The sequence below is a fragment of the Sporolactobacillus sp. CQH2019 genome (assembly GCF_028765345.1).
Taxonomy (GTDB): Bacteria; Bacillota; Bacilli; order Bacillales; family Sporolactobacillaceae; genus Sporolactobacillus.
The window spans coordinates 67,433-89,038 of record NZ_JARAJZ010000013.1 but is presented as its reverse complement, the minus strand read 5'-3'; the positions used below and the strand labels follow the sequence as shown (position 1 = coordinate 89,038).

Genomic DNA, 21,606 nt, shown 5'->3' with positions numbered 1-21,606 from the left:
AGAACATGACGCAATATGACCGCAAGACCATTGAGGAATTAATCGATGGGACGATTGATTTTTATAAACTGAAAGAGATGCTTTCCAACTTTAAAGATGCCGATCGATTTGAAAAGTACATCAGTATCCTGCAGGAAAGAGTCAAATGGGAGGATCTGATTCTGCTGCCGGCCGGTCTGCATTTATATTATGTACAGAAACCGGATGGCAGCAGAGTGGTCAAATGTGATTGCGGACATGAATTTTGTGAAGCGGGAGATAACTGGAAGCTCCATGCGCTGATCTATGTTCGGGATACCCCGGAAAAACTGGCGGAACTGTACCCGAACATGTTGGCCCCTGATCCGAAGTGGCAGGTTATTCGCGAATATTACTGTCCATCATGTGCAACGCAGCTCGAAGTGGAAGCTGTCACGCCTTGGTATCCGATATTGCAAGATTTTGAACCCGATATTGATGCCTTTTATACTGAGTGGCTGAATCGGCCGCTCCCTCAGACGAAGTCATGACCAATAAGCCGGCGGCATAGTCCGTCGGCTTATTGTCTTGTGCGTCCGCCATGAGCGGCAGATAGCTGCCCGCTGGAGACAATGCAGGAGTGCTCAGCAACGGAAACACTCGGCGACAGATACGGATTCTTGTATCACTGATAGAAAAAGTTATAGACCTTCGAAACTTATGGAAAGCACTCCAGAAAGTAAAGGCGAATCATGGCGTGCCGGGCATTGACGGCATCACCGTGGGCGAACTGGAAAGTCAGGTTCGGAAATACTGCCGGCCGCTGATTCGGAAACTTAAAACGGGCACCTACAAGCCTCAACCGGTCAAACGAGTATGTCTTCCTAAGCCGGACGGGACCCGGCGCAAACTGGGCATCCCCCTGGAATCGATCCAAAGCAATGGCCAACGACGGGACTGGACCGAATGATCCAACAGGCCATCTGTCAAGTGTTGATGCCGGTGCGCGCTCCTGTTTCCTTCCTGAGATGAATTTACACACAAAAAAAGACCTGATCGGAATTTTTGAAATAACATCGAATATATTTATGTCAATTCTAGAATTAATCTTAAAGAATAAAAAGTGTTTAAACTTGTTTAAAAATAGAATTTAGAACTGTATTCCGGGAGGGAGAGTTTTCATGACAAATGAAAAACCTTTTACTGTTGTATCTCGGATTGAACTTCCGATAATAATCTCACCAATGTTTTTGGTCTCAAGTGTTGAAATGGTCATTGAAGGTTGTAAAGCAGGAGTCATTGGTTCATTTCCTTTGGCTAACGCTCGTACTTTAGAGGATTTAGATAACTGGATGATTCGCATCACAGAAGGTCTTTCTACAGCAAGGAGTAATGAACCAACGAGAAAGATAGCTCCTTGGGCCGTTAATTTGGCTGTTCACCGTACTAATGCAAGATATGAAGTAGAATTAGAGTATATTAGAAAGTACAAGCCTCCTGTTGTCATTACTTCTCTTGGAGATCCAAGCCGGGTTGTCGGCATTGTTCATGAATACGGTGGTCTTGTGTTCTCGGATGTTGTAAATCTTGTTCATGCGAGAAAAGCTGCCGAAAGAGGGACTGATGGTTTAATTCTTGTCTGCAACGGTGGAGGGCATGCCGGAACTTATAATCCATTCGCATTTATCCATGCGGTAAAAGAGTTTTGGGATGGAATCACCATTCTAGCTGGTGGAATTTCAACAGGCAGGGATATTTTGGCTGCAAGAATTCTTGGTGCGGATCTCGTTTATATGGGGACTAGATTCCTTGCATCTAAAGAAAGCCTAGCCAGCAGTGAATATCAAAAAATGCTTCTTGAATCGACTATTGAAGATATTATTTATACCGATGTATTTAGTGGAATCAATGCGAATTATTTAATCCCGAGTCTTCAAAGAGCTGGAATCGATCCAAAGCAATGGCCAACGAAAGGATCTTTTAATTGGTCTAAAGCAAATGATAATGGTCCAAAAGCATGGAAGAATATATGGTCAGCAGGACATGGAGTAGGAGCAATTAAAAAAGAGGAAACCGTAGCAGAAATTATCGATAAATTAAAGCATGAGTATCTTGATTTGAGTACAAATAAGAACATGCAAAATTTGTAGAGAAAAAGTGCAGCATATTATTGAAAAATTCGCTGTTATTGGTGAAGTTGGATAAATAATATAATGCTATAAATAAAGAGGGTTGCCCTTTTGGATAACCCCGCAATATCGATCTCTTATCTCACCGGTGTCATTTTTCCCCGTTGAAAAGAATGATTTCACGCCGTAGTTAATAAATTTCAACTTCGTTCCTGATCAAGATAAGGTAAATAAACTGGATGGACTTTTATTACATGTATTTTTGGTTTACAGGTAACCTTAGGTCAGTTTACAAGGAACTACATGCAGACCGTGAAACGGGCTGCTGACAACAAGCGGCGATATGTTCCCGGAAAGGGTGCATATCGCCGTTTTGTTTTGCGGGTTTCCAAGGGGGGCACCCTTTGGCACACGATTTTGCGAAGCGGCAAGAAAGCGGACAAAAAGTTGTGGCAGGGAGAAGCACAAATGACAATCCGCTTTCGCAGCGGACAGGGTGTATATGAAAATTATACGTTCTGAAAAATTATCCCAATCCACTAAGCGCCATGTTTGTTCAGTTTCAAATTGAAATTTTGCTGGAAAAAGAGATAGGAGACAAAGCAACTAAAATAGTTGACTTTGTCAATTAAATCGTTAAACTAGAAGGTAATAAATTGTCGAAAGAGGTGTCTTTATGGATTCGGAACAATCTTCCCCTATTGTCAGAATGCGAAAGTTCAACCGTTACTACACAAACCTCCTTGGGCTTCTGAATCAACACCTGCTCAATACGGAATTCTCCTTGACTGAAACTCGTATTTTGTATGAAATCGGAGGAACGGATACCTGTTCGGCAAGCAAATTGACTCAGAAGTTAAACATTGATCCCGGCTATTTCAGCAGAATTTTAAAGAAATTTGAAAAAAATGGGCTTACTGTCCGCACTCAATCAAAAGAGGATGGCCGTCTGTATCCCATACGTCTGACGGAAAAAGGGAAAGAAACGCTTTTAGAGATGAACCGTCTGTCGGACGAACAGTCGGAGAGACTGATCAGCAATCTGCCTGAAACGCAACAGAGAGAACTGGCGGACAGCATGGAATTGATTCAACAGTATTTGTCCCATGAACAAGGACAACCGATCCAGATCCGGCATGATCTCAGACCGGGGGACGCGGGAGAACTGATTTATTTGCATGGATGGATTTACGCGAAAGAATGTGGATACAATCATGTGTTTGAAGGTTATGTCTGTGAAACTCTTTTCGACTTCTTAAAAGATTATGACCCTCAAAAAGACCGTCTCTGGTTTGCAGAGGCTGGAGATAAAAAGATCGGTGCGATTGCCATAGCCAAGCATCCGGATCGGATTGCTCAACTGCGTTGGTTTTTGATTCATCCGGATTTCCGAGGACAAGGAATCGGTAAACATCTTTTGGTAGAGGCTCTTGATTTCGCAAGAAAGGCCGGATACCGAAAAATTTATCTTGAGACTATCGACGATCAGAAAACGGCGATTGCGATGTATCAAAAAGTTGGCTTCCAAAAAACAAAAGAGGTGGAAGATGCCTCATGGGGTGTCCGACATATGGAACAGACCTATGAACTGGAACTATAATCTTCTGTTTGCAGGTCTGAATCATAACATATGCTACAGTTCCCATCTCCCATGTAAATCACTCCTCGTTATAGAATAAAAAGCATTTAAATAGAGAGAAGACAAACATGAAGTTTGCTAAAAGAATAGATTGCAATAATAATTTAGCAAAAGTTTTTTTTGCTTTTTTCGTATAAATGATACGGACTCAACTGGTGATTTATCTTCTTTTTTTTCACTATCTTCCACCGGAAATGAGTGGCTAAGTGTGAAAGCCGGTTTTTTCTATGATTCGGGTTGGCTGCCATCTCAGGTATTCAGCTATTATTTATCCCTTCCTGTATTTTCTCTTATTACAGAATCTGAGAATCGTTCGGAAGGTCATTTCAATAAGCAACCTCGAAAAAATAATCCCCGGTAAAGCCTGCTGCTTGGCATGAATAAAAGACCCATTTTCAGGGCCTTTAAATCTGAGAATATGACTTTAATGTTTACACATTAAGCATAATCAATGATTCCAGTTAAAACACCATGCTTTTGGATTTGACACACTGGATAGCCAATTGAGTAACGCACTTATCACAAAATAATTGGGACAGACTGTAAATGTTTTTACATAAAAGTGTGGCTTACTGTAATGAGAAGCTATTCATTACAGCAGCAACGGACGCTCCCAGGATTTATGTTAGAAAATGTCCGTCAGATGTTTTCGAGCTTTAACCGATCTTTTTTACTGGTTTAAAAGCAGGGCATCATCGACGATGTAATCTGCTTCTGTTTTGCTCCGAACCTCTTCAAGTGAGGTGCCTTCCTGGAGCTCCACCAGTTTCATACCTCCGCTTGTAAACTGGAAGACGGCAAGATCGGTAATAAGGCAATGGACAATCTGCCTGCCGGTAAGGGGAAGGGAGCACTCCTTCTTCACTTTGGGTTCACCATGTTTGTTCACATGATCCATAATTACGATAATCCGTTTTGCGCCCTGAACGAGATCCATTGCGCCGCCCATACCTTTGACCAGTTTCCCGGGAATCATCCAGTTGGCCAGATCTCCATTCTCTGAAACTTCCATTCCTCCAAGAATAGCGAGGTCAATATGTCCGCCCCGGATCATGGCAAAGGACTCGGCACTGTCAAAATAACAACCGCCTGGTTTAATGGTTACGGTTTCTTTTCCGGCATTGATTAAATCAGGATCCACTTCATCTTCCTTTGGATAGGCACCGATGCCAAGCAAGCCGTTTTCAGACTGGAGCATCACCTGAATTGAATCAGGAATCAAATCTGCGATTAAGGTCGGCATACCGATGCCAAGATTGACATACATGCCGTCTTTTATTTCCTTCAACGCCCGTTTCAGGATCAGCTGGCGGTTTTCTCGCATAGAAAGTCTCCTCTCTCAAGCTCGCGCAGTGACGAGCCGTTCGATTCTTTTTTGATAATGATTGCCGAGCAGAACATTCTGAACGTATACACCCGGTGTATGGATCTGATCGGGATCAAGCCTGCCCGGACCGACGAGTTCCTCGACTTCGGCAACAGTTATTTTTCCCGCGGCCGCAGCCAGCGGGTTAAAGTTCCGGGCTGTTTTTCTGTAGACGAGATTGCCAAGGGGGTCGGCCTTCCAGGCCTTTACAAGGGCATAATCACCAACAATGGCTTCTTCCAGGATATAGGTTCGACCGTTGAACGTCTGGTGTTCTTTACCCTTTGCTACATCCGTTCCTACGCCTGTTGCTGTATAGAAGGCGGGGATACCTGCTCCGCCCGCTCGGATCCGTTCGGCAAGTGTGCCTTGTGGAACCAGTTCCACCTCTATTTCCTCACGCAGGACCTGCTGCTCAAAAATCTTGTTTTCACCGATGTATGAGGCGATCATCTTCCTGATCTGTCTGTTTTCCAGTAAGAGACCCAGTCCCCAGTCATCCACTCCGCAGTTATTACTGACGATCGTCAGGTCTCGAACGCCTCTATCACGAAGCCCCTGGATCAGGTGTTCCGGAATGCCGCATAAACCAAAACCGCCGACAATCAATGTGTCTCCGTCTTTAATCCCACGGATCGCCTCTTTAATTGACGAAATGACTTTGTTCATTTTCTTCATCTCCATTCTTAAGGCCTGCAGAGAATACCTGGACAGCGCTTACATTTTGGCTGTCACGGCCTTCTGACAATTAATGCCGTTCCCTGGCCGCCGCCGATACAAAGCGAGGCAAGACCTTTTTTTGCACCGGTGCGTTTCATGTTGTAAAGAAGGGTCACCAGAATACGTGCTCCGGAAGCGCCGACAGGATGGCCGAGTGCGATCGCTCCGCCATTAATATTAATTCGGGTTGTATCAATTTTCAGATCATCCGCAACAGCTAGGGACTGTGCGGCAAAAGCTTCGTTAATTTCAAATAGATCAATATCTCCGATGGTCATGTTTGCTTTATTTAAAGCCTTTCGCGAGGCGGGAACAGGACCATAGCCCATGATTTTTGGATCAAGGGCGGTGCTGGCGTATGACTTGACGGTGGCTAAAATGTCAAGATCCATTGATTCCGCTTTCTCCCGGGACATGAGAACAATCATCGCTGCCCCATCGTTGATTCCGGATGAATTGCCGGCCGTGACTGTGCCTTTTTCTTTAAAAACAGGACGGAGCTTGCTCAGCTTATCAAGGGTCATACCGTGACGCGGATGTTCGTCCTGACTGATTATGGTCTTTTTTCGCTTGACCACAAATTCCACAGGAGCTATCTCCTCATCGAAATACTCCAAAAGCTGAGCTCTTTCCGCCTTTTTCTGGCTGTTCAGAGCAAACTCATCCTGTCGTTCGCGGCTGATTTCCCATCGTTCGGCGATATTTTCGGCGGTGACCCCCATATGGTACTGATTGAAAACATCAATCAATGCATCAGTGAGCATTCCATCGACAACTTTTGCATCGCCCATTTTCTTTCCCCAGCGAAAATTGTGAAGCAGGAAAGGAGCCAGGCTCATGTTCTCCGTGCCCCCGGCCAGGATCACATCTGCATCGCCAAGTGCAATCATTTGACTGGCTAAAATCACCGTTTTCAGCCCGGAACCGCAGACCATATTCACAGTGAATGCCGGAACCGACTCCGGGATGCCGGCATAAATGCTAATCTGCCTTGCGACATTCTGCCCCAGTCCGCTAGACAATACATTACCGATCACGACCTCGTCAATCAGATCCGCAGAGATATTGGCACGTCTGATCGCTTCCTTTGCAGCTGTAACCCCGAGACTGACAGCAGGAACTGCGGACAGACTCCCGCCAAAAGAGCCGATGGGTGTTCGTGCCGCCCCAACAATAGCGACCTCTCTCATTGAAATTCCTCCTTTTTCTGAAGAGCGACAGCGGATTGCTTCAAGGATGCTTTAAAAAATATTACGGAACAACTGAAAAAAGCGTGAAAAAAGACAGCAGGCAAGCAAGAAATGATTCAAGATCGTTCACCTGATGTCACAAACCTGGTGGTAATTCATTGTGATCCACATGTTCAATTTTCCGGAATGAAGATAAACCCATACAATAGAAAAATACAAGGTTAATATATTTTAATTCACTCGAAATTAGAATGATTAAAAAATTCTTTGAAACTCAAGGAACCGTAAAAAACGCGTTATCACCGAATTTTTTTCGTTTCTCATCAGTAAGACGATTCACTCTATGAAACAAACGTTATGCCTTATAAATATTTATTCGGATCAACAAATACACCAAATGTGTTGACAAATGAATCCAGAACTTTTAGAATCTCCATACATGCAAAATATTTTTAACGCACATGTCCTTTCTCACCAAGTCGTATGTTTAAGTGCAAAAGAGATTAATACAGTAATCCTTTTGCTCGTATACTGGCCATACCAATTGCCAGATAAGCATCGGCTTTCACGAACAAGATGTCGACCTTCCGGATGTTTATCGGTCTGTCCAGACCGCAGCCCACAGAATGTAAATTTAAGAGCAATGGGGATCTATGTATACTGATCATTGAGAAGTAGAGAGGGATTCTTAAATTCATTGATAATTTTTTTGAAAAACTTTTCATGTGACTTTTTAACATTTTTTCAGCCGTTTTTCATAGAGTGAACGAATAGCAGGTTCCCAGTCCGAATAAGCCGCAAAAGGGATTTTAAATTAAATAAAGCAGCAGGATCTATCTAAACCAGGAGGTGATTCATCAATCATGAAACCGCTTACTTAACGTTTGAAAATAAAAGGAAGCGGGCTCGCCAAGGGCAATGTTCCCGTAAAATAGTCTCAGGATCATTGAAATAACATAGGATTGGGAGATAAAAAGGATAGGCGGAAACCAAAAAGGTAGGAGGCGCACGGCTCTATGCACATCAGACAATTGGCTGTCATTGGTGCAGGGCAAATGGGTTCTGGAATTGCTCAGGTCATGGCACAAGAAGGTAAAACGGTCTTCCTTTATGATATTACAGAGGCCTGTGTTCTAAAAGGCATCGGCCGGATTGAAAAAAATCTCACGAGGGATTTGGCGAAAGGAAGAAAAACGAAAGAGAAAAAGAAACAATACTTTCCCAAATTCACCCGGTGACCGATCTCCATGAAGTCCGGGAAGCGGAGTTTGTCATCGAAGCAGCGACGGAAAACCTGGAAATTAAACTAAATATTTTTAAGCAGCTAGATCAACTGATGGATGGAGGAACGATTTTAGCGACTAACACGTCGTCAATTTCCATAACGAAGATTGCTGCAGCAACCGGCCGACCAGGAAAAGTCATCGGCATGCATTTCTTTAATCCGGTTCCGGTCATGCGACTTGTTGAAGTCATCCAAGGCATGGCAACAGAAGATCAAACCTATCAGGCGGTGAAAGATCTGGCTGAGGAGGTGCATAAAGTGCCGGTCGATGTCCGTGACTTTCCGGGTTTTGCGGCGAACCGAATTCTGATTCCGATGATTAACGAAGCGATTTACTGCGTGTATGAAGGAGTTTCCAGTCCGGAAGATATTGACCAGGTGATGAAGCTTGGTGCAAATCAGCCCATGGGTCCACTCGCTTTGGCCGATTTGATCGGACTGGATACATGTCTGTCCATCATGGAGGTGCTTTACGAAGGATATGGTGATTCAAAGTATCGCCCATGCCCGCTCCTGAGAAAATATGTCGAAGCAAACTGGCTAGGGAGAAAAACAGGACACGGATTTTATATCTATGAATAAGGGATGAGGGCGTGAACCGTCAATATGTTGAGCTGAAAACGGAAGATCATATTGCTTTTCTCACGATCAATCGCCCGGAATCCCCGAATGCACTGAATACGAAGGTATTAAGAGAGCCTGAAGAGGCGGTTTGATACAGAGGAAAAAATTGTTATTGAGAATGGAAAAGTAAATGATGCTGAAGCTAAATATATTATCAGTTCTAGGAGCTGTGCGGGGAAAACATCACAACGTTGGAAAAGTATCACGTCCAAAAGATTGTGACAGCTTGTCCACATACTCTTCATACATTTAGAAATGAATACCGGAGTTCGGCCTGAAAGCAGAGGTTCTGCACCATACGCAATTCCTCGATCAGCTGGTCAGCGAAGCCTCAAACATCCGGTAAATGAGCGGATCACCTACCATGATTCCTGCTATCTCGGCTGCTACAATGGCGTGTTTGATCAGGCCCGGAATGTTTGGAAGGCAATCCCCGGTGTCGAGCTCGTTGAAATGAAGCGTTCCAGGGAAAAAGCCATGTGCTGTGGGGCCGGGGGTGGAAGAATGGATGGAGGAAAATGTCGGAAAAAGGGTCAATATCGCCCGTACGGAACAAGCACTAGAGGCTCATCCGTGGATCATATCCAGTGCCTGCCCTTACTGCCTGACTATGCTGTTCGATGGAACGAAAACGAAGGGCGTCGATGAACTCGTCCGGACGAAGGACATCGCCGAGGTTCTTGCTGAATCCGCTTTTGGCCTGGAATAAACCTTCAATGGTTTGAATGGAAAATCCAGAATCCATCATTTTTTATAAAGGAGAGGATCAACGTGGTACTGAAAAGCGAGAAAACCGGTGGGGGACGTTTCTTAATTGACAGGATTGATAAGGAAACGGTCGTAACCCCGGAAGACTTCACGGAAGAACAGTTAATGTTTGCGGAAACCACAAAAAGTTTTATTGACAAGTCGGTGGTTCCTCATGATCAGCAGATTGAGAGTCTCGACTATGATTTAACGGTGAAACTGCTCCGCGAAGCAGGTGAACTCGGCCTTCTTGGTGCAGATGTACCCGAACCCTTCGGAGGTCTTGGTCTCGATAAAGTGAGTGCCGCTTTAATCACAGAGTCGCTTGCCAAAGGGTCGTCATTTTGCTTGTCGGCGTCAGTTCACACAGGGATTGGAACGCTGCCCATTGTTTTTTTCGGCAATAAAAAGCAGAAGGAAAAATATCTCCCCGACCTAGCGAGCGGACAGAAGATTGCTGCGTACTGCCTGACTGAGCCGGCCTCAGGATCTGATGCCCTCAGCGCGAGAACAACAGCCAGATTGTCAGAAGATGGCAAGTATTATCTTTTAAACGGACAGAAACAATTTATCACGAATGCCGGATTTGCCGATCTTTTTATTGTTTACGCCAAAATCGACGGGAGAAATTTTACCGCTTTCATTGTTGAAAGGACGATGGATGGAGTCAGCCTCGGCCCTGAGGAGAAAAAGATGGGAATTAAAGGATCGTCAACCCGTCCAGTTATTTTCGAAGATGTGAAAGTACCTGTAGAAAATCTACTCGGCGAGGTAGGCAGAGGACACATCATCGCTTTTAACATACTTAATATCGGTCGTTTTAAGCTTGGCATGACTGGGCTCGGCGCAGCAAAAGAAGCGATTGAGCTTGCCACCAAGTTCGCAAATGAAAGAATCCAGTTTGGAAAGCCGGTCTCGTCTTTTCCATTGATCCAGAAGAAACTAGCTGAAATGAATACGAAGATCTACGCGCTGGAAAGCATCGTCTATCGAACGGCCGGTCTCATCGACGAGTCGCTCAAAGGTGTGGATCATACAAGCCCGGAAGCAGGCCATCAGTCGGCTAAGGGTATTGCTGAGTACGCCATCGAGTGCTCCATCAACAAAGTGTTCGGATCCGAGACGCTGCAAGCCGTTGCCGATGAAGGCGTGCAGATTCACGGCGGATACGGGTATACCCAGGAATACAAAATTGAGCGGATATACCGGGATTCACGAATCAACCGGATTTTTGAAGGGACGAACGAAATCAACCGGTTGGTCATTGTCAGCACTTTATTGAAGAAAGACACAAAGGGTGAACTACCCTTATTTGAAAAAATTAAGGCACTCGAAATCGAAAGCCCGGAATCTTCAGCGCCTAGTGGTATTCTGGCTGGAGAAGCCGGCTTGGTCTCTCGCGCAAAGAGGCTCGTGCTGCTTGCTCTTAGAGAGGCGACAAACAGGTACGAGCGAAAGCTGTTGCAGAATCAGCAAGTCATCGGTAATCTTAGTGACATCATCATTCAGATCTTTACAATGGAAAGCGTGCTGCTTCGTTCGATGAAACGTCTAGAAAAACTGGGAAGTGAGAAAGCGGACAACAGCCTGGATATGGCACAGCTGTTTATTCAGAAAGGCTTTGAAAAAGTCGAATCTCTTACGAAAGAAGTTTTGGTTGACGTTACAGAAGATGACGCATTAAAGAATACATTGGCCGTTGCTGGAAAGTTAACGAAAAGAGTACCAGTCAATTTAATGCAAGTGAAAACGAAGATTGCTAGCCATGTCATCAGGACGGGAGGCTATACGGTTTAACCCGTTGATGTGAGAGACAGACTTGGCGGCAGCTCACGATGACAGCTCGTTTGTGTGTCTGTAACGGCAGAGGAGTGTCAATTACAAAGGCTATACAATGGGAAGCATGGAAAACAGAACGGTTGTACCCTTACCAACAATTGAAGCCCTGAAGAAGGAACGCGACGCGCTGAAAAAACAAAACGCCGAACTGACATTGAAGCTGAAATGGTTTTGTAGAAAAATTCCCAGCGCTTGGGGCGCAGGGAATTAGGGGAATAGATTGAACAATCGTGGTATAGTACAGGTCCGAATCAATCGATGTACCGCCGCAATCGCAATCTTCTTGGCACTGGCACCGGGGGGGTGCTTTTTGCGTTGGTAATAGTCATTGATGTGATTCGGGTGATAGCGGGCGGCGGAGGCCATGGCCCCAATCGAACGGTAGAAAAATTTTAAAGAGACATCTCTTTAACGTGATCAGAAACAATTACATCAGCTTCCGTCTTGGCAAGAACTTCATCAACCGTGATTCTGGGGACCGTTTCGGTCAGCAGCAGTTTCTTATCCCGCACTTCGAAAACGGCCAAATCGGTAACAATCAGGTCGACCGCATGCACTGCGGATAGCGGCAATCTGCATTTCTTCAATATTTTTGAATTTCCCTTTTTATCCGTATGTTGAATAGAAGCGACAACCTTTTTTGCACCGACCAGCAAATCCATCGCTCCGCCCATTCCCGGGCTTAAAACGCCCGGGATAAGCCAGTTGGCGATATTTCCTTCCTGGTCGACCTCGAGCGCTCCAAGAACCGTCATATCCACATGACCCCCGCGGATAATAGCGAATGAAGTGGCAATATCAAAAACAGCCGCTCCCAGGCGCAGCGTAATCGGCTGCCCGCCGGAATTATAAACATCGGGATCCAGTGTGCTCCGGGTTGGTTTTCCGCCGAAACGTAATGCACCGTTTTCCGCCTGCAGCACCACCTGTACGCCTTCGGGAATATAATTGGCGGCCATATTCGGGATTCCGAAACCGAGATTTACAACCGCTCCGTCCTTAAATTCCTGACCGACTCTTCTGGCAATAATTTCTTTTGCGTTCATGCCTGCCCCTCCTCTGCGAGCCAACCGAGATCGTTCCAAAGCTGAGTATAATAGGCTCTTACTTCTTCGGATTTTCGTCCTTGAACAATGTAGTCTACTAAAATGCCCGGAACAAGGACATCACTTGGATCGATTTTGCCAGGTGCGACAATCTCATCGACTTCCGCAATCACTGTTTTGCCGGCCAATGCATTGATCAGATTTGTTGATTTTGAACTGCCATTTGCCGTTAGATTTCCGTATTCATCCGCCTTATTGCCCTTCAGGAGAGCAAAATCAGCGCCTAGCGGCTTATAGAGCAGATATTCTTTTTCCGTCAATCTTGATTTTTTCGTGATTCTCTTCCTGCTGCGTGCCCACGCCGACCGGAGTAACGACCGCTCCAAGTCCGGCTCCGAAAGCGCGAATTTGTTCAACAAGCGTGCCCTGGGGAACAAATTCAACTTCCAGTGTCTCATCCAAGTATTGCTGACTTAAATCTTTGTTTGTCCCGATGTGTGAGCCGATAAATTTTTTAATCTGATGATTGGCCGCCAGCTTGCCGATATCATGATTCCGCCCCGGAAGTGCGGAAACCGGACTAATCACCGTTAGATCTTTGACATTTTTTTCGACCAGAGCGTCGATGAGCAGCAAAGGGGACCCGCAGCCTAAAAATCCGGATATTAATATACTGGAACCGCTTTCAATTAAACCTGCCGCATTCTTGATGTCGATTATTTTTGCCATAATGCATCTCCTTCTCCTCTGTGTAGTGTAAGCGTCAAATAACCCCCACCTTGAAAAGTGAGGGTTATTCTTTATACTCTTGATGCTTCTGTGGTCAGCCGACATTCGGGCGGAAGGGTCTTGGACCATGGAAGCAGTGAATCCACTGCTTCTTCTGTGACTTGCTCAAGATTTGGTAGTTGTTCAAAGAGATAGGATAAGTATTGAAAAGGTCGAAGTCCGTTCTCCTTAGCGGTTTCAATGACACTGTATACGATGGCACTTGCCTTGGCACCCTTCGGTGTGTTAGAAAACAGCCAGTTTTTCCTTCCGATTACAAAGGGTTTGATTGAGCGTTCGGCCCGATTATTATCCAATTCCAGTCGGCCATCTTTAAGAAAAGCATTGAGGGATTCCCAGCGTTCTCGACAATATTTGATGGCGATTCCAAGGGCGCTTTTCGGCAGCACCCTGGGTGCCTGCTTTTGAAGCCATGCCGAAAAAGCCTGAAGAATGGGTTGACTTTTTTTCAAGCGAATCCGATAGCGTTCTTCGGCAGAACGTTTTTCCTTTTTCAGTTCACGTTCAATGGTGAAAAGTTGATTACAGTAGTCGAGCCCCTCCTTGGCCGTAACGGATGATTCTTTGGCTGAAGGAGGAAGAGCTTTCAATGCTTCGTCAAATTTGCGTCGGGCATGGGCCCAGCAACAGACGAGCGTGACTTTTTCGACTTTATGATAACCGGCATAACCGTCAACTTGAAGATATCCGTGAAAACCATCCAAAAATTTGGCTGGATGCTTCCCAGCCCGTGTCGTCTGATAATCGTAAAGGACGGTCGGTGGTCCGACTTGTCCGCTGCGATAGAGCCACAAATAGGATTTGGAGGTCGCCGGACGACCGGGTTCACGCAGAACCTGCAGCGTGGTTTCATCTTATGGAAAGTCATTTATTATGTAAAGTTGAGGGGTAAAATGTCGCACGAACGCAGGGTATGCGGCATAACCGCTCAACATAATTATTTAGATGTTTTCCCGGAGCCAGTCAATCAATGCTTCCTTTTCACCATCAGTGTATTCTTCTACAGTGTCTGTAATTAGAGTACCAGCCTGCTCAATATATTTTCTTTTCAGTTCAGGGCTATATCTTGCATAAATTTCCGTTGTGGTGACTGATGAATGTCCAAGAAAATCCCTAATATATATAAGGTTCACTCCATTTTCAAGAAGATGCATTGCTTTGGAATGTCTCAATATATGCGGATGTAGCTTAGACGGAAATAAATCTGATCTTGCTTTGCGTGCTATTTGTCCATATTTATCAAGTACATAGGACACTCCTGACCTTGACAAGGTTTTATTATATCTGTTAACAAATACTGGGTGCCTCGTGTCATTAATACCAGCGGAATTCAAATAAGTTTTTATAATGTTCGCGGCGTTGGTACTTATAGGGACTACTCTTGATTTATTTCCTTTTCCTGTTAGGGGAAGCGTGTTTGGACTTCGAAAGGCAATGTCGCCAACTCTTAAATCGATGAGTTCCTGAACTCTGCAACCCGATTCGTACATTAAAGCAATCATTGCAAGCTCGCGAATACCTTGCATAGAATGGCTGTTAGGTATTTTTAGGAGATATTCAACGGCTGCTTCACTTAGATATTCGACAGATTTCTGTGGTGCTTTCTTTATACGTATTTTTAAGACACCCTGACATAAGGCACTTTCCTCCGGACTTCTGCGTATGACATAGCTACAGAAAGCTTTTAACGCCGCGAGGCGTTGGTTTCTTGAACGAATACTGCAACCTCTTGATTGTTCCAGCCAGTCCAAAAATCCAGTTATATTATCTGCATTCAACATATCCATTTTAAGTTTACTGATCTTGCAGGTGCCAGCTTCTTCAAGGTACTTATAGAAAAGTATGAATGCATCCCGGTATGATTTAATTGTATTGGTTGACAGGCCTGCCTCTCCACCAAGATATTCAGTAAAGAAGTTGGTAACATAATAAGATAATTCCTTTTTACGCATAGTTACACCTCCGGAAAGATCTTTTCTGCATTTTCGAGGCTAAACTGAAGGATATCAATAAAGTACTGTTTAGTTAAACGCAGATATTTTTCTGTCGATTCCACATCTTTGTGCCCAAGATAGGTGCTGAGGATCGGAAGCGAGCAATAAGGATCCATACCTTTACGAATCATTTGTTCTAGGGCATGGACACTGAAGGTATGTCTTAGGTCATGAACACGAGGGTACCTTCCGGTACTTAACTGGGGTATACCTGCTTTCTCCTCCAGCATTTTAAACTGATTCCTGATCGTTATTGGAGCATATCTTTCCAGGTGAAGCGCTGGGAAAAAGTATGGATTTCCCATTCTTACAACCTTTGAATTATAAATAGATAAATACTGTCTTAGTGATTCAGATACTGGAACTAACCGGGAAACATTATTTTTCCCCTTCATAACGACAAGAATTCCGTTATCTAGATCAACGTGTTCACATTTGAGAGCAAGGGCTTCACTCACACGTAAACCACTTCCATATAACATACGGATGACCGCAGGATATATATAGGGGGTATTTATAAACTTATTCTTGTTTGGTTTGATTGCGTCAGCTTCCTGAAAAATCCGGTTCATTTCATCTTTGGTAAAGATATAGGGGACAAAACTTTTTGAAACTTTAACGAGTTCCTTCGGGTAGACAAAGGCGGATATACCTCTCAAGTTTAAGAATAAGGCAAACTGTCTTATATGGGATTGCCTTGTATGGAGGGTTCTGGCACTTTCATTGTCCCTTTTTTTTGCATACGCTTTAACCAGTTCTGGCTGTAAAGCCAGTATAGGATCCGATTTTGAATGAGCATATATAAAACGAAGCATCCTGTTTATTTTTGACTGTTCAGCGTACGAATACTTGAATCCTAAGGACTGTTTATAATCTACATATTCTAAAGCAATGTCACGATAGATCTCAGAAAAACCGAAGGTATCATAGTGTTTCACACGGCACCTCCAAAGCCAATTGTCTTAAGGCGTCAATATCGATATTAAGATACATCCTCGTGGTGTTGATGTTCGAGTGTCCTAACGTCTCCTTAATTACATACATCGGAGTGTTATTATGGAGTATGGCACTTGCCAGAGAATGTCGCATAGCATGTGGACCATGTTTTCGTTCCGAAATATCAATGTTAGCCTTTTTGAAATACTTAGAGACCGCTTGGTGTAAGCAAGAATTAGTCAAGGGTTTCCCCCCATTTTTAATACCAATAAAAATGTAATCTGAGTTTGTTTTGGGACGCTCATTTTTGATGTAATCAATTAATGCATATTTGATATTTTCCAACAGCGGTAACTGATTGAAAGTCTTAGTCTTATACTGAACAAATTCAATGGTATTGCGTTCCCAATGGATATCTGACATTTTTAATCGGATAATGTCACTGGAACGGATACCAAGTTCCGCAGCGAGTAATACAACAACAAAGTCCCTTTTCCCATAAAATGTACTTCTGTCTACGGCATAAATGGTTCGTCTGATTTCTTCAATGGAATAAAATGAAAGGATACGTTCTCGTTTGTTGGTAAATATGACTGGAAATAGTTCATTGCCTGAGAACAGGGTAAGGTTTTTGGCGTGTAAAAAATTAAAGAAGTGACGCAAAATAAATGTGCGTCCACTTATGGTGGAAGAAGATAATTTGGAAAGGGAAGATAGATAACCGGTAACATGACTTTGACTACAGTTCTGAAAATTTCTCACGTTACTATCACCGAGATAATTCATAAAAGAAATAATCGTTATTCTTTTGGATGAAATCGTCAGTGGGGATAGTTTTCTGAATTCCTCTAAGTTCAGATAATCTTCTAAGGTATCTGAATAGTCCTCATACCTAAGGAGAATTTTTGTCGCTTTTGCATGCATTTTGATGCACCTCCCATTCTAAAGATAGCATCAAAATGTTATGTTAAGTTGTACTTCCAGAAACTGCACTCAAATACTAGAAGTACAGCGACCTCTGTAAATTAATCAAGGTTGACTCAACATAATAAATGACTCTCCATAAGATGAATTATGTTGAGCTCAACATAACTCATCCGCATGGAGGATATCGCGTTCTAACAGATGCCTCTTCATGCGATCATAAATTAAGGCGAGCCATTGCCGGGCACCATAGAGAATCCAGTTGCCTAGAGTTTGCCGGGAAAGGGTGACACCGAGCCGTTTGAACTGTTGCTCCTGACGGTAAAGCGGCTGAGCATCCAGATACTTTTGACACATCGTCTGCGCCATCATCGAAGGGGACGCCAAACTTTTGGGAAAAACCGGCTTCGGAGCTGGTGCGGTCACAATCGGTGTTTTCGTTCCCTTATTTTCGCAGTGCCGGCAGGCATAGATATGACGGACATGCCGAACGACTTTGATTTCTGCTGGGATGACCTTCACTTCCTCGCGGACTTCCGTGGTCATTTCATGCAGGATACCGCCACAGCAGGCGCAAACCTGTTCTTCTTCGGGCAGGCGATAATCGATCACCTCAACCGGAAGGTTGTCCAGTTTTTTCTTGCGTTGCCCAGCAGTCTTCTCTCGCTTATAGGTGATGGTTTCAAGCGTAGGTTCGGGTGCTTGTGGATTCGATTCACTCTCTGCCTCGTTGAACAGTTGCAGGGTGAGCTGCTCCGGATGCGTCTTTTCACTTGAAGCGCCAAACTGGCGTTTTTGGCTGAGACGGAGTTGTTCTTCGAACCCTTTCAGCCTCAGTGTCAGTTCGGCGTTTTGTTTTTTCAACGCATCGCGTTCTTTTTGAAGGGCTTCAATTGTAGATAAGGGTGCTTCCGCTCCGTTTTTCATTCTTTCATTATAATGGAAAGTGCGCTCCCTGTCTGCGTTTTGGCCAAAAATCAGATCAGCGTGCGTGCCTTTACGGCCCGGTGGGCCTCGCGTTGTTCGAGGGACAGTCCGTCCAGCAGCCAATTCAATTGGCGCCGACTGATTTTTAAAGACGGGGCATCGTTATGGGCCTTCGGCCACTGGAAAGTTCCCTTTTCCAGACGTTTATAGTAAAGCCAGAATCCGTTGTATTCCCAGTGAAGAATTTTCAGCTTGTCTCGTTTGCGATTACAGAAGACAAACAGGCAGGGTGAAAATGGATCGAGGTGAAAGCTTTCCTGAACCAGGATGGATAACCCGTCAATCGATTTGCGTAGATCGGTGTTCCCCTTGGCCAGGTAGACATTTTCGATCGCTGATTCCCGAATCATAAGCTCCGAAGCACACGGACCGCGTCGGCGAACAGGTCCGGATCGAATCCAGCATGAAGTTCGATTTTCGCCGGGCCCAGGTAGATGAAAAGCATATCTGCTTTCTCCTGTACGGCTAGATCAACGGCCATCCAAGATGGCCTGCTTGAGGATGCGGCATCTCTTGTCGAACGTAACTTACGTCGCCAATATCGGAATTGACTTAATGGGATTTCCTGATCAGCGCACCATTGAGTGCCGGTTAATTTGCTTGCTTCAAAATCGCTCATTCTCTTCTTCCATAATGTATGTAGCTCCGCTCGTGTTATGGATCATCCTCCTGATCAATTCATAGAGGCATTATCGCATGACGCTAGGAGTATGAGAAGGTGTCCATTATTTGACGCTTACTATTATTATATCGAATGTATGTTTCTGTTTCAATTTAAAATGAAACATTAATCTTCTGCGATTGTTGTGATTATTTGTCTATCTACTCCCAAAAACTCAACGTGTAATAGTAATCGACTGCTCTTAGAGTATAAGAAATAAAATTACAACAAGCCGGCGAAAAATTGAAAATTAAAAGATGTCATTACGATTATTGTGATAAAAAAAAGCCGTGCCAATCCTATTTGGATTTTATAACTCGTACAATTATTATTGACTGCTGTGACCAAATCCTTGCAGAGACGATGCAAAGCTATTCTAAAGATGATAAAATTAAAATAATTGCACGTTCTTTGAAGAAGTTTGTACTTGTTTTTATATAGAAGCATATAACAGGGCATTTAATAATAATTAGATTAGAAATCTAATGCTGACAGGATGGGGCGTTTATCACATGGTAACGTTAAAAAAAATAGCAAAATTAACGGGCGTTCATCCTTCCACTGTTTCAAGGACGATCAAAATGACCCTGATTTGAAAATAAGATCAGATACACGAGTTTAAACCCATTCCAGCAGATCCGAAATAGGTTTATCAGGCCAAATGGGATGGTGTAGGCATTCTCATGTACAGCCATGAGAGAGATGTACGCCTGTTCATAACACGACAAATTATGAATTCTCCCTTATTCCTTGTATAAAATTGTTTGCCGCTATCGACAAATGGGCACTTTTCTTCCAAATAATAGAAATACGAGTAAATAATTCTGAATCTTTTATTTCGCAATAATGAATCTGGGGAGCCTTGATCAGTTCTAACCAATCCCTGGGAATGATAGCTATACCGATCCCTTGTTTGGCGAGTAAGAGCAGCGTTGCTGTGTTGTCGACCTTCACAGATATATTTGGCTCAAATCCATATTTTTGACAAAGCTTTTTTACTGTCGCTTCATATCTCTTACATACTAAGATAGGCTTGTTAATAAAAAAGGCCATATTAATTTCTGGCTGATTATTTTGAAACCCGTTCTCACTATGAGTCACGGCGACCATGGGTTCGCTAGGCAGAGAAATCACATGATACCGTTTCGACTGAAAGGGTGTACGAATAATACCAAATTCAATTAAATCATCCTCTAACATCGACACTATTTTTATGATCGGATGTTCCTCGATTGAAAAACTGATTCCAGGATACTTTTCATGGTAGCTGGTAATCCAATTTGGAAGTACACTATTGCCGATTGATGGCGTCACTCCAAGAGATAAAGTCCCCTTTTTCCCCGTTTTAACGGCTGATAACTCCTGCTGGATCACATTACAAAGTTGCAGTAATTGCTTCCCTCTGGTGTATAAAACTTTACCTGACGCAGTCAACTTCATATGACGTGTGTTTCTCTCTAATAGCGTAGTATCGAGATCCGTTTCTAATTTTTTTAACTGTTGGCTCAAAAAAGGTTGAGGAAGTCCTAATCTTTTGGCGGTTGTCGATATATTCATATTATCGGCGATCATTATAAAATGCTCTAATTGTCTGAAATTCAATTGTACCACCTTCTCACTTTCACAATTATATCAATTAAATTATAAGTGATATAAATATATTGGCATTTTTATTATATAATATTTTGGCTTATTATTAATATCGTAAAGCAAGATAAAAGGAGCTGAAAAATAACGTTTGCAATGAAAAATTCAGCTTATCTGATTAAAAAAGGAAGAGGATAGGTGACGTATTATATAAGACTTTAGTAAATGAACAATCTCTATAATAATGCGAGGAGGTAGTGTTATGAGGAGATCAACAGCTGTCATTCTTCTTATTCTTGCTAACCTTTTTTGGGCCGGTAACTATATTTGCGGCAAATATGTGATAGGTGCCATGCAACCTATTCAGATAAACTTTTTGCGCTGGCTGATCGCAGCAATTATTCTTTTCCCGCTCGCGCAAATTATTGAAAAGCCGAAATGGAAGGCGATTTGGAGAGAGTGGAAGGTACTGCTTGTTCTTTCTATACTGGGTATCATCGGCTATAATATTTTATTATATGAGGCCCTGTTTTTTACGTCATCACTGAATGCAGCGTTAATTAATTCGGTCAATCCGGCTATGATCGCGATCTTAGCTGCTTGGTTATTAAAGGAAAAGTTAAGTAAAGTAAATGTTCTGGGATTGATTATATCGTTGATCGGTGTGCTGCTGGTTCTTACCCGTGGCAATCTTTTGCGCGTGTTTGCGATTGATTACAATGCCGGGGATCTCTTCATGCTTATGGTGATCATTTCATGGACCTTTTATACACTGCTCAGTAATAGAATCAAAGATTTACCCCCGATCGGGGCAACTGCTGTTACCGTGGCCCTCAGTTTGCTGCTGATGCTGCCATTTTTCATTTATTCAAATTTCAACTGGTCCTTTACCCCTGCAACAACATTTGGAATTCTTTATCTGGCACTCTTCCCTTCTGTGGGTTCGCTGTTATTCTGGAATATTGGCGTACCCGTAGTGGGATCAGGCCACGCAGGCATCTTTCTGAATCTGATTACGGTTTTTACCGCAATCATCAGTATTTTATTAGGAAATGGTATTAATCTTTTTCAGATTATCGGCGGGATAGTTGTCATTTTCGGCGTCTACTTAACCAATAAAAAATTTGTTAAAAAGTCTGTTAATCATGAAATGAACTGATATCCTAAACAATATGTAATCATTCA

19 protein-coding genes and 4 pseudogenes are annotated in these 21,606 nt (G+C 43.5%); 9 read left to right on the top strand and 14 right to left on the bottom strand.

Features of this window, described 5'->3' with window-relative positions; all coding sequences use genetic code 11:
- Positions 1-5: 5 nt before the first annotated feature.
- The 3 genes from OYT88_RS16860 (at position 6) to OYT88_RS16850 (ending at position 3,687) form a co-directional block, all read left to right on the top strand.
- Entirely contained in the window at positions 6-509 is a 504-nt protein-coding gene (locus tag OYT88_RS16860) for an acetone carboxylase subunit gamma (protein ID WP_274401520.1), read from the top strand.
- 630 nt (positions 510-1,139) lie between these two features.
- Entirely contained in the window at positions 1,140-2,108 is a 969-nt protein-coding gene (locus OYT88_RS16855; RefSeq protein WP_274401519.1) for an NAD(P)H-dependent flavin oxidoreductase, read from the top strand.
- Positions 2,109-2,763: 655 nt separating this feature from the next.
- On the top strand, positions 2,764-3,687 hold the full coding sequence (locus OYT88_RS16850) for a bifunctional helix-turn-helix transcriptional regulator/GNAT family N-acetyltransferase (protein ID WP_274401518.1): 924 nt from the start codon (positions 2,764-2,766) through the stop codon (positions 3,685-3,687).
- Between the two features lie 709 nt (positions 3,688-4,396).
- On the opposite strand, the gene OYT88_RS16845 is transcribed toward OYT88_RS16850, so the two are convergent.
- From OYT88_RS16845 to OYT88_RS16835, 3 genes are all read right to left on the bottom strand, one after another.
- Positions 4,397-5,050 (bottom strand): 3-oxoacid CoA-transferase subunit B, encoded by a 654-nt coding sequence (locus OYT88_RS16845; protein ID WP_274401517.1) that lies wholly within the window; start codon positions 5,048-5,050, stop codon positions 4,397-4,399.
- Between the two features lie 15 nt (positions 5,051-5,065).
- Positions 5,066-5,761 (bottom strand): CoA transferase subunit A, encoded by a 696-nt coding sequence (locus OYT88_RS16840; protein WP_274401516.1) that lies wholly within the window; start codon positions 5,759-5,761, stop codon positions 5,066-5,068.
- Positions 5,762-5,823: 62 nt separating this feature from the next.
- Positions 5,824-7,002: an acetyl-CoA C-acetyltransferase gene (locus OYT88_RS16835; protein WP_274401515.1), complete on the bottom strand. Its 1,179-nt coding sequence runs from the start codon at positions 7,000-7,002 to the stop codon at positions 5,824-5,826.
- A 1,016-nt stretch (positions 7,003-8,018) separates the two neighbouring features.
- Here OYT88_RS16835 and OYT88_RS16830 point away from each other — a divergent pair.
- The 5 genes and pseudogenes from OYT88_RS16830 (at position 8,019) to OYT88_RS16810 (ending at position 11,708) form a co-directional block, all read left to right on the top strand.
- Positions 8,019-8,869 (top strand): annotated as a pseudogene (locus tag OYT88_RS16830) (3-hydroxyacyl-CoA dehydrogenase family protein).
- Positions 8,870-8,880: 11 nt separating this feature from the next.
- Positions 8,881-9,003 (top strand): hypothetical protein, encoded by a 123-nt coding sequence (locus OYT88_RS16825; RefSeq protein WP_274401514.1) that lies wholly within the window; start codon positions 8,881-8,883, stop codon positions 9,001-9,003.
- Between the two features lie 72 nt (positions 9,004-9,075).
- A pseudogene (locus tag OYT88_RS16820) lies at positions 9,076-9,620 on the top strand ((Fe-S)-binding protein); the annotation flags it as partial.
- A gap of 62 nt (positions 9,621-9,682) precedes the next feature.
- Positions 9,683-11,455, top strand: a complete 1,773-nt coding sequence (locus OYT88_RS16815) for an acyl-CoA dehydrogenase FadE (protein WP_274401513.1) — start codon at positions 9,683-9,685, stop codon at positions 11,453-11,455.
- 97 nt (positions 11,456-11,552) lie between these two features.
- Entirely contained in the window at positions 11,553-11,708 is a 156-nt protein-coding gene (locus OYT88_RS16810; RefSeq protein WP_274401511.1) for a hypothetical protein, read from the top strand.
- A gap of 181 nt (positions 11,709-11,889) precedes the next feature.
- On the opposite strand, the gene OYT88_RS16805 is transcribed toward OYT88_RS16810, so the two are convergent.
- From OYT88_RS16805 to OYT88_RS16755, 11 genes and pseudogenes are all read right to left on the bottom strand, one after another.
- Positions 11,890-12,543 (bottom strand): 3-oxoacid CoA-transferase subunit B, encoded by a 654-nt coding sequence (locus tag OYT88_RS16805; RefSeq protein ID WP_274401510.1) that lies wholly within the window; start codon positions 12,541-12,543, stop codon positions 11,890-11,892.
- Positions 12,540-12,863, bottom strand: coding sequence for a CoA-transferase (locus OYT88_RS16800; RefSeq protein WP_274401509.1), 324 nt, complete (start codon positions 12,861-12,863; stop codon positions 12,540-12,542). Before OYT88_RS16800 ends, OYT88_RS16805 begins: the two co-directional genes overlap by 4 nt.
- Positions 12,835-13,272: a CoA transferase subunit A gene (locus OYT88_RS16795; protein ID WP_274401508.1), complete on the bottom strand. Its 438-nt coding sequence runs from the start codon at positions 13,270-13,272 to the stop codon at positions 12,835-12,837. The genes OYT88_RS16800 and OYT88_RS16795 overlap by 29 nt, the downstream gene beginning before the upstream one ends.
- Positions 13,273-13,343: 71 nt before the next feature.
- Positions 13,344-14,186, bottom strand: a pseudogene (gene tnpC / locus OYT88_RS16790) (IS66 family transposase); the annotation flags it as partial.
- 87 nt (positions 14,187-14,273) lie between these two features.
- Positions 14,274-15,284: a tyrosine-type recombinase/integrase gene (locus OYT88_RS16785; RefSeq protein WP_274401507.1), complete on the bottom strand. Its 1,011-nt coding sequence runs from the start codon at positions 15,282-15,284 to the stop codon at positions 14,274-14,276.
- Positions 15,285-15,286: 2 nt separating this feature from the next.
- On the bottom strand, positions 15,287-16,264 hold the full coding sequence (locus OYT88_RS16780; RefSeq protein ID WP_274401506.1) for a tyrosine-type recombinase/integrase: 978 nt from the start codon (positions 16,262-16,264) through the stop codon (positions 15,287-15,289).
- The gene (locus OYT88_RS16775; RefSeq protein ID WP_274401505.1) at positions 16,251-17,186 is read right to left on the bottom strand and encodes a site-specific integrase; all 936 of its coding nucleotides are present in this window, start codon (positions 17,184-17,186) and stop codon (positions 16,251-16,253) included. Before OYT88_RS16775 ends, OYT88_RS16780 begins: the two co-directional genes overlap by 14 nt.
- Positions 17,187-17,354: 168 nt before the next feature.
- Positions 17,355-18,113: pseudogene (locus tag OYT88_RS16770) on the bottom strand (IS66 family transposase); the annotation flags it as partial.
- A gap of 50 nt (positions 18,114-18,163) precedes the next feature.
- Entirely contained in the window at positions 18,164-18,523 is a 360-nt protein-coding gene (tnpB, locus tag OYT88_RS16765) for an IS66 family insertion sequence element accessory protein TnpB (RefSeq protein ID WP_274401504.1), read from the bottom strand.
- Entirely contained in the window at positions 18,520-18,831 is a 312-nt protein-coding gene (gene tnpA / locus OYT88_RS21005) for an IS66 family insertion sequence element accessory protein TnpA (protein ID WP_443217540.1), read from the bottom strand. Before tnpA ends, tnpB begins: the two co-directional genes overlap by 4 nt.
- Before the next feature lie 732 nt (positions 18,832-19,563).
- A complete protein-coding gene (locus OYT88_RS16755) occupies positions 19,564-20,436 on the bottom strand; it encodes a LysR family transcriptional regulator (protein ID WP_274401502.1) in 873 nt (290 codons plus the stop codon).
- A 247-nt stretch (positions 20,437-20,683) separates the two neighbouring features.
- Here OYT88_RS16755 and OYT88_RS16750 point away from each other — a divergent pair, with 247 nt between their 5' ends.
- Positions 20,684-21,580 (top strand): DMT family transporter, encoded by an 897-nt coding sequence (locus OYT88_RS16750; RefSeq protein WP_274401501.1) that lies wholly within the window; start codon positions 20,684-20,686, stop codon positions 21,578-21,580.
- The last annotated feature ends 26 nt before the right edge of the window (positions 21,581-21,606 follow it).

Excerpts from the sequence above, each read along its gene's own strand:
- OYT88_RS16860 (WP_274401520.1), top strand. The coding sequence starts at position 6 with ATGACGCAATATGACCGCAAGACCATTGAGGAATTAATCGATGGGACG.
- OYT88_RS16855 (WP_274401519.1), top strand. The coding sequence starts at position 1,140 with ATGACAAATGAAAAACCTTTTACTGTTGTATCTCGGATTGAACTTCCG.
- OYT88_RS16850 (WP_274401518.1), top strand. The coding sequence starts at position 2,764 with ATGGATTCGGAACAATCTTCCCCTATTGTCAGAATGCGAAAGTTCAAC.
- OYT88_RS16845 (WP_274401517.1), bottom strand. The coding sequence starts at position 5,050 with ATGCGAGAAAACCGCCAGCTGATCCTGAAACGGGCGTTGAAGGAAATA.
- OYT88_RS16840 (WP_274401516.1), bottom strand. The coding sequence starts at position 5,761 with ATGAACAAAGTCATTTCGTCAATTAAAGAGGCGATCCGTGGGATTAAA.
- OYT88_RS16835 (WP_274401515.1), bottom strand. The coding sequence starts at position 7,002 with ATGAGAGAGGTCGCTATTGTTGGGGCGGCACGAACACCCATCGGCTCT.
- OYT88_RS16810 (WP_274401511.1), top strand. The coding sequence starts at position 11,553 with ATGGGAAGCATGGAAAACAGAACGGTTGTACCCTTACCAACAATTGAA.
- OYT88_RS16805 (WP_274401510.1), bottom strand. The coding sequence starts at position 12,543 with ATGAACGCAAAAGAAATTATTGCCAGAAGAGTCGGTCAGGAATTTAAG.
- OYT88_RS16795 (WP_274401508.1), bottom strand. The coding sequence starts at position 13,272 with ATGGCAAAAATAATCGACATCAAGAATGCGGCAGGTTTAATTGAAAGC.
- OYT88_RS16785 (WP_274401507.1), bottom strand. The coding sequence starts at position 15,284 with ATGCGTAAAAAGGAATTATCTTATTATGTTACCAACTTCTTTACTGAA.
- OYT88_RS16775 (WP_274401505.1), bottom strand. The coding sequence starts at position 17,186 with ATGCATGCAAAAGCGACAAAAATTCTCCTTAGGTATGAGGACTATTCA.
- tnpB (WP_274401504.1), bottom strand. The coding sequence starts at position 18,523 with ATGATTCGGGAATCAGCGATCGAAAATGTCTACCTGGCCAAGGGGAAC.
- OYT88_RS16750 (WP_274401501.1), top strand. The coding sequence starts at position 20,684 with ATGAGGAGATCAACAGCTGTCATTCTTCTTATTCTTGCTAACCTTTTT.